This is a genomic window from Xenorhabdus griffiniae (assembly GCF_001028135.1).
In the GTDB taxonomy this organism is placed as follows: Bacteria; Pseudomonadota; Gammaproteobacteria; order Enterobacterales; family Enterobacteriaceae; genus Xenorhabdus; species Xenorhabdus bakwenae.
This window is the reverse complement of the sequence record NZ_LDNM01000026.1, coordinates 1-5,702: the sequence shown is the minus strand read 5'-3', so window position 1 is coordinate 5,702 and position 5,702 is coordinate 1. Positions and strand designations below refer to the sequence as shown.

The window sequence follows — 5,702 nt, the reverse complement described above, 5'->3', positions numbered from 1 at the left end:
AGGGGATAAATAGCGCTTCTTCCGGTATTACGGTAAACGGTAAATTGCATCGTTAAAATGTCCTGTATTCATCACTGAAACCACCGTGCTCATCATGGAAACGGTTCAATGCTTCCAGCGCGTCACGGTTATCTTCCTGCCATTTCCGTGCCTCATAATGACGTAATTCGATATCCAACGCAGTTGTCAGTGTGGCACTCAAATTAATACCGGCTTCACGTGCTCGGTTGAGTAAGCCCCGTTCTACGGCCATTGTGATGTTCTGTGTAGGGCATTGTTTGATTGTCATGATGAATCAATCTCCGTCATTAAGTTTACGTGTAGTATACACATAGGAATACACGTTTATAATGGCGATAAAAACCTCTCCCTTTGCTGTAGACCCCCTGTAATCACTTTGTATTAAAAATATCATGGTTAAAAACGCCTCAGAGTAATTTTGAGCGGTTTTCTTGTTCTTGATAAGGAAATGTATCCCTGTGTTATAAAAATGGTTCAGAATGGCTTACATGCGGTTTATGCCCGTGAGGGCATGGAAGGCTGCTCTTCGGATTAATTTGGATCATCTTGGATCAAACAGCCGATACGAAGGGGGGACTAAATCGGGAGCATTTAACTCCTCAGCCCTGCTAAGCCGTGAGCGGAGCGAACCTATAGGCACAAGACTGAATCGTGCTCAATAGTGTAGCGTCGGAGACTGAGGCCTTTTAGCAGTTTTGTAGCGCCCAGGGCAAAATTAGACGAAGCTGCAAAGTGGCGACATCTTTTTTGTGATCGATCTGACGATATTTTCTGATTTATCCACAGGGTGCGTCTTTTTTTAACTTGTTTTTCTTGTTTTTATTCTTGTTTTCCGCCTGTTTTTCCTTTTTAAAATCAATTAGTTAAACGAGTATAGGCAATGTTTTTTGCGGTAATGGGCAATGTTTTTTGCGGTAATGGGCAATGTTTTTTGCGGTAATAGGCAATGTTTTTTGCGGTAATATCCACAGATAAAGGTAATAAATTTAAAAAAAACATTGCCTTTATCTGTGGTAATATCTATTTTTATCTTTATTCCTAATTTACCAATGAACAAGGAATCTCCATGAGTGAGCTTGTTGCTTATAAATCGAATGCACTGATAGAAGCTAGTTACAAACTAACATTGCAAGAACAACGGGTTTTATTAGTGTGCATTGGTAAGCTGAATCCGAAAGATGAAATACCGAAAAAAACATTTAAGTTAACTGCTAATGAATTTTACCTAGCATTCCCTGATATGGGTCGAAAACACTCAGAACGCCACTTGAAAGAAGCTGTAGAACGTTTATGGGATAGAACCATTATTATCAACTGGAAAGATAAAAAGGAAGAAATACGTTGGATTCAACGGAAAGCTAAATATTTTGACGGTGAAGGGAGAATGGAAATTAGTTTTTCCGATTATATAATGCCCTACTTAACACAGTTAACACATCAATTTACCGCTATTTCAGTGAAAAATGTCTCATCCTTAAAACGTACCTATAGCATTAGAATTTATGAATTACTAATGCAATTTAAAAAAACAGGGGAACGCTTAATTAAGCTAGATGATTTTCGCGCTATGTTAGGGATAGATGATAAATACAAAACATTTAAGTCACTGAATCAGTTAGTATTAATTCCAGCATTGAAAGAATTAAATGAAAAAAGTGATTTAATGGTGTTAGTTGAATTAGTAAAAAACGGCCGTACTGTAGTAGCCTTGCATTTTCAATTTAAAGAAGACAAACAAATAAAAATGGTGATTTGAGTCATCATTTTTAATTTATCAATCAATCTAATTCAATACCTATTTTTTGCTTTTAATCACTATTGTAATTTTATCATGTATGTTAATTTATTTTTCCATATGAAAGGTTAAAACCACCGTCTTTAGACGGTGACCTTGAACTTAAATATTTTGACGTATGCGCGTTTAGACAGGACGGTTTGACGACTGAAAGTCGTCAGTCCTGGCTGCGCTAACCCACCGACTTTAGTCGGTGGTAGTTTAGTTTTCCAAGAAAAAACTAGGATGGTAATTTTTTATGTCATACATGATTTATTTAACTTTAAATGGTAAAAATCAAGGCCTCATTTCTGCTGGGTGTTCAACTCCAGATTCAATAGGTAATAGATATCAAAACGGACATGAAGACGAAATACAGGTACTGAGCTTGAACCACACAATAGCGCGGGATCAAAATGTCAGCCATCAGCCAATACAATTTATAAAACCAATAGATAAATCCTCTCCATTATTAGCTATGGCTATAGATTCTAACGAATCTTTAAATGGTAAATTTGTCTTTTATAGAACCAGTCAAGCTGGACAATTAGAATTGTTCTATGAAGTAAAAATAACTGAGGCTACTATTACCGATATTTCTTGTATATACCCACATTCTATAAATAATTTTGATGCAATGCCACATGAAAGGGTTTTACTAAATTATAAGTCAATCTCATGGAGTCATATAACAGCTGGAACATCGGCTTATAGCATATGGGAAAATAGAACTTATTAAGTATGTATGTAAAGCATAGCTTTTAGCTATGCTTTACATAATGATATATTTTTCACATACTTATTAGGAGCTATCCATGATGATTTGCTACATGTAGTATAATTTTCACTTTTTAATTTAAAATCAACATAAAAAGATAGAAATAAGCTAAACACAAATCCTATTACAGCCAGAAATCCAAATATCCCACCTATTTTATTATTAAATATCACCTGTTTTTTAGTTAAAATATACTTGAATAACAATAACGAAAAATACATACATAGTGGGCTAACCCAAATAAACCAAGAATTTTTGGTTGAAAAAGTAACAATGTCATTTCTGGTTATAAATAAAATATAATCATATATTGATACTGATCCAAGAATTACAGCAACGCACATGAACGCCACTGCAACTATAAATACTTTTAATCTACTTATACTATCCACGTGAGTATCTACCCCATAAATTAAAGAGTTGGTCAGGGTGGTAAGGTGTAGGAGATTTCTCCTTATATCCCTCTTTAAGTCTCTTAATTATGCTTTCACTGATTTTAAATTGGTCATCTACAAAGTATAAAAGTGCTGCAATGCCAAGACCAATAGCAAAAACACCTATGGCTACAACGGCAGCACTAGCCCCAATAGCAAAAATTGGCGAAGTTACTAATGCCCCAACAGCAAACTTAGCTACTGCCGTAGATACAACTATTTTAGCTACATCCATGGAGAAATTAACAGCAAAATTAGTTAAATCATATTCATCCTTAAGCATTAATTCAGCTGCTCTATATCCAGCGGAAAATATAATTCCAAATCTCATCCCTTTAACAATACTACCTTCCATAGCTGCTGTGCCTATTCCTACATCCATTATTTTTTTGTTAGTAATGATATATCTTGTCGCATTTAAATACCGTCTAATAGCTGGATAACCAGACAACTTTATATATCTAACTCCATCTTTCCCTAAATATTCAGTAGCTTTAATTCCTTTTCCTTTTAACTCATTTATTATAAAGGCCATCATCCCAATGTTCGTTGGTTTGAAATGCCAAATGGTTTTTAATAATGCAGGGGTATCTTTTATATTTCCAGCAAAATTTGAAAAGAAATCAGTTGTTGGAAAAATATCTTTATTTATAATATCAACACCATATTTTATGTTATCCTTTATTCCAGAACCTAATTCATTCAAATAAATCATTGCTTCATTTTGATCTAGTAATGCATAATAATCAATATTTTCATTTAGTTGTTTCTCAAGTTCTCTATAATTAATATCATCCGTTATTTTTTTGTAGTTAGACGCATAGTCAAAATCATCTTCAACCCATGTTCTTAATCGTGGATCATATTTCATTTTATAACTCCATTTATATTTATTGTTAATTAACATTTCACTTTTTTATCTTATCGGATTAACCTGCTTTTTCTTTAGTTTTCCTGAATTATTGGGAACTAGATCAAATTATCGGTGTAGCCAGATATTCTGTTTTTAACTACTCAACTAGATGATGTATTTACACATATGTACAAGTAAATTGATGTAAAAATCACAGCAACGGTTTGACTCCTTTCTTCCTAACCATTAATATTTTTTCTGTAAAAATGATCCGTTGCCTATCAGGATCGCCTTCGGGTGGCAAAACAAAACTCCCGTAGCCTGCAAGGGAGAGCAATCATTGCGGTACATCTGCGCACTTTTGGAAGCAGATATCACCGGACACATAACCCACCGTCTGGCGATGAAAGTTTCTTAAACAAAAAAATCCCCCAAAAGCGGGTTTTATTATTATCACCTGAACGTGCCGAACGTTGATTTATGCACTTCATGTCATATACATATCACATGTTTCTCATTATTCCTGTTTGTAATATTCAACGGGCTGTTTTCTACACCTAAAATTAACTCATTGTTACCGCTGATTCTTAACCTTGCGGCGTTTTGGCATTTCAACGCTGTACCACTTCCTCGTCTGACCGATTACGGATCTTAAGGCGTCACTTTTTGCCGGTTTACCGCTGAAAGTGACGCCGCAACCAAAGGACAACACAACGCTGACAGGCTCACGTCTGCCGAACCACACAGTGAATCTGACACTGCATTTTAGAGATTGAAAAAGGAGAACTTGACGATATCGAGGCTGGTTTTTGCCAGTGGGGATGACCTGCTCATGCAGGCGGCAGTACAGCGTACTCAACCGATACCCCGCAATACCTCAACTTGCGTTCACTCTGGCGCACAGATATCCGTCAAGGGCAAAGCAGGTCTTGTTTTGCCGGCACTGTCGCGCGCCAGAGATCGCTTTTTGCTAGGTATTTGTAAGATGCTCTTCCCCAGAATGCTATGTGGAAAGAGTTTATAGCGGTTGGACTTAGTCGTTCAGTTATTGAGTCAAGTAAAACAATTAGTTAAAGTATTCCCGCTATTGGCAAAATCCAATGGTCAGGGATTTGCAACCCTGTGGACACTTCACTGGTAGGATATTTCTACCAGTGTGCCTGCATTCGCCTTTTTTATGGGGATTCAGGCAGGGGAGGTTTCGACCTCGCCGGATGAGTGTCCCGGTATTGCAAACCCTGTCTGAATCGCCACCATCAATATTAATTAATGGAAGGGGTAGCAGGAATGAATAACATTAAAAATGACTGGCATCAGGCCGATATTATTGCTGCATTACGTAAACGTGGCACAACCTTAGCCGCGCTCTCCCGTGAAACCGGACTCAGTTCATCAACACTCGCAAATGCCTTCAGCAGACCGTGGCCTAAAGGTGAATGGATTATTGCGAATTATCTCGAAATTCATCCTTCAGAGATCTGGCCCAGCCGCTATTTTGATGAACAAGGCTGTTTGATAGAACGCAGAATTCGTAATAAGTCACAGGAAATAAGCCAGGAAATCCGATAGGAGCGGCATCAGAAACCGTCAAAGAGAAAATCGATTGCCGCCTTAATCTGGTTACGGTACAGCGATGCGTCGCAAAATTCCGTTCCTAAAGCACGGACTGGAATACTGGCCAGTTCGTGAGTCATAACCGCATACTCTTTGTCGTCCATCAGCCTGATAAGCGGGATCATACGCTCCGGGCGACGACCGTCAGGATATTTTTCAACAGGCAGCAGAGGGATAACAATCCGGCGGTTTAACTGCCCGATAATATCGCTCGTGACATCCAGCAAC

General features: G+C 37.5%; 9 protein-coding genes. 5 read left to right on the top strand and 4 right to left on the bottom strand.

Going from position 1 to position 5,702, the window contains the following annotated elements:
* Positions 1-52 precede the first annotated feature (52 nt).
* Complete coding sequence (locus AAY47_RS07255) at positions 53-289, bottom strand: type II toxin-antitoxin system CcdA family antitoxin (RefSeq protein ID WP_047768347.1); 237 nt, start codon at positions 287-289, stop codon at positions 53-55.
* Positions 290-1,087: 798 nt separating this feature from the next.
* Between AAY47_RS07255 and AAY47_RS07250 the strand changes: the two genes are divergently transcribed.
* Positions 1,088-1,777, top strand: coding sequence for a replication initiation protein (locus AAY47_RS07250; RefSeq protein WP_047768344.1), 690 nt, complete (start codon positions 1,088-1,090; stop codon positions 1,775-1,777).
* A gap of 277 nt (positions 1,778-2,054) precedes the next feature.
* Positions 2,055-2,534 carry an Hcp family type VI secretion system effector gene (locus AAY47_RS07245; RefSeq protein WP_047768342.1) on the top strand — a complete coding sequence of 160 codons (480 nt, stop codon included), beginning with the start codon at positions 2,055-2,057 and terminating at the stop codon, positions 2,532-2,534.
* A gap of 26 nt (positions 2,535-2,560) precedes the next feature.
* Here the strand turns inward: AAY47_RS07245 and AAY47_RS07240 are convergent, their stop codons facing one another.
* Positions 2,561-2,917 (bottom strand): DUF1240 domain-containing protein, encoded by a 357-nt coding sequence (locus tag AAY47_RS07240; RefSeq protein WP_047768348.1) that lies wholly within the window; start codon positions 2,915-2,917, stop codon positions 2,561-2,563.
* Positions 2,918-2,957: 40 nt separating this feature from the next.
* Complete coding sequence (locus AAY47_RS07235; RefSeq protein WP_047768340.1) at positions 2,958-3,878, bottom strand: hypothetical protein; 921 nt, start codon at positions 3,876-3,878, stop codon at positions 2,958-2,960.
* 279 nt (positions 3,879-4,157) lie between these two features.
* Here AAY47_RS07235 and AAY47_RS07230 point away from each other — a divergent pair, with 279 nt between their 5' ends.
* From AAY47_RS07230 to AAY47_RS07225, 3 genes are all read left to right on the top strand, one after another.
* The gene (locus AAY47_RS07230) at positions 4,158-4,337 is read left to right on the top strand and encodes a hypothetical protein (protein WP_047768338.1); all 180 of its coding nucleotides are present in this window, start codon (positions 4,158-4,160) and stop codon (positions 4,335-4,337) included.
* 310 nt (positions 4,338-4,647) lie between these two features.
* Positions 4,648-4,884, top strand: coding sequence for a hypothetical protein (locus tag AAY47_RS21670; protein WP_235428310.1), 237 nt, complete (start codon positions 4,648-4,650; stop codon positions 4,882-4,884).
* 263 nt (positions 4,885-5,147) lie between these two features.
* A complete protein-coding gene (locus AAY47_RS07225; protein WP_047768336.1) occupies positions 5,148-5,429 on the top strand; it encodes a helix-turn-helix domain-containing protein in 282 nt (93 codons plus the stop codon).
* 8 nt (positions 5,430-5,437) lie between these two features.
* On the opposite strand, the gene AAY47_RS07220 is transcribed toward AAY47_RS07225, so the two are convergent.
* Positions 5,438-5,701, bottom strand: a complete 264-nt coding sequence (locus AAY47_RS07220; protein ID WP_047768335.1) for a CcdB family protein — start codon at positions 5,699-5,701, stop codon at positions 5,438-5,440.
* Position 5,702: the final 1 nt, after the last annotated feature.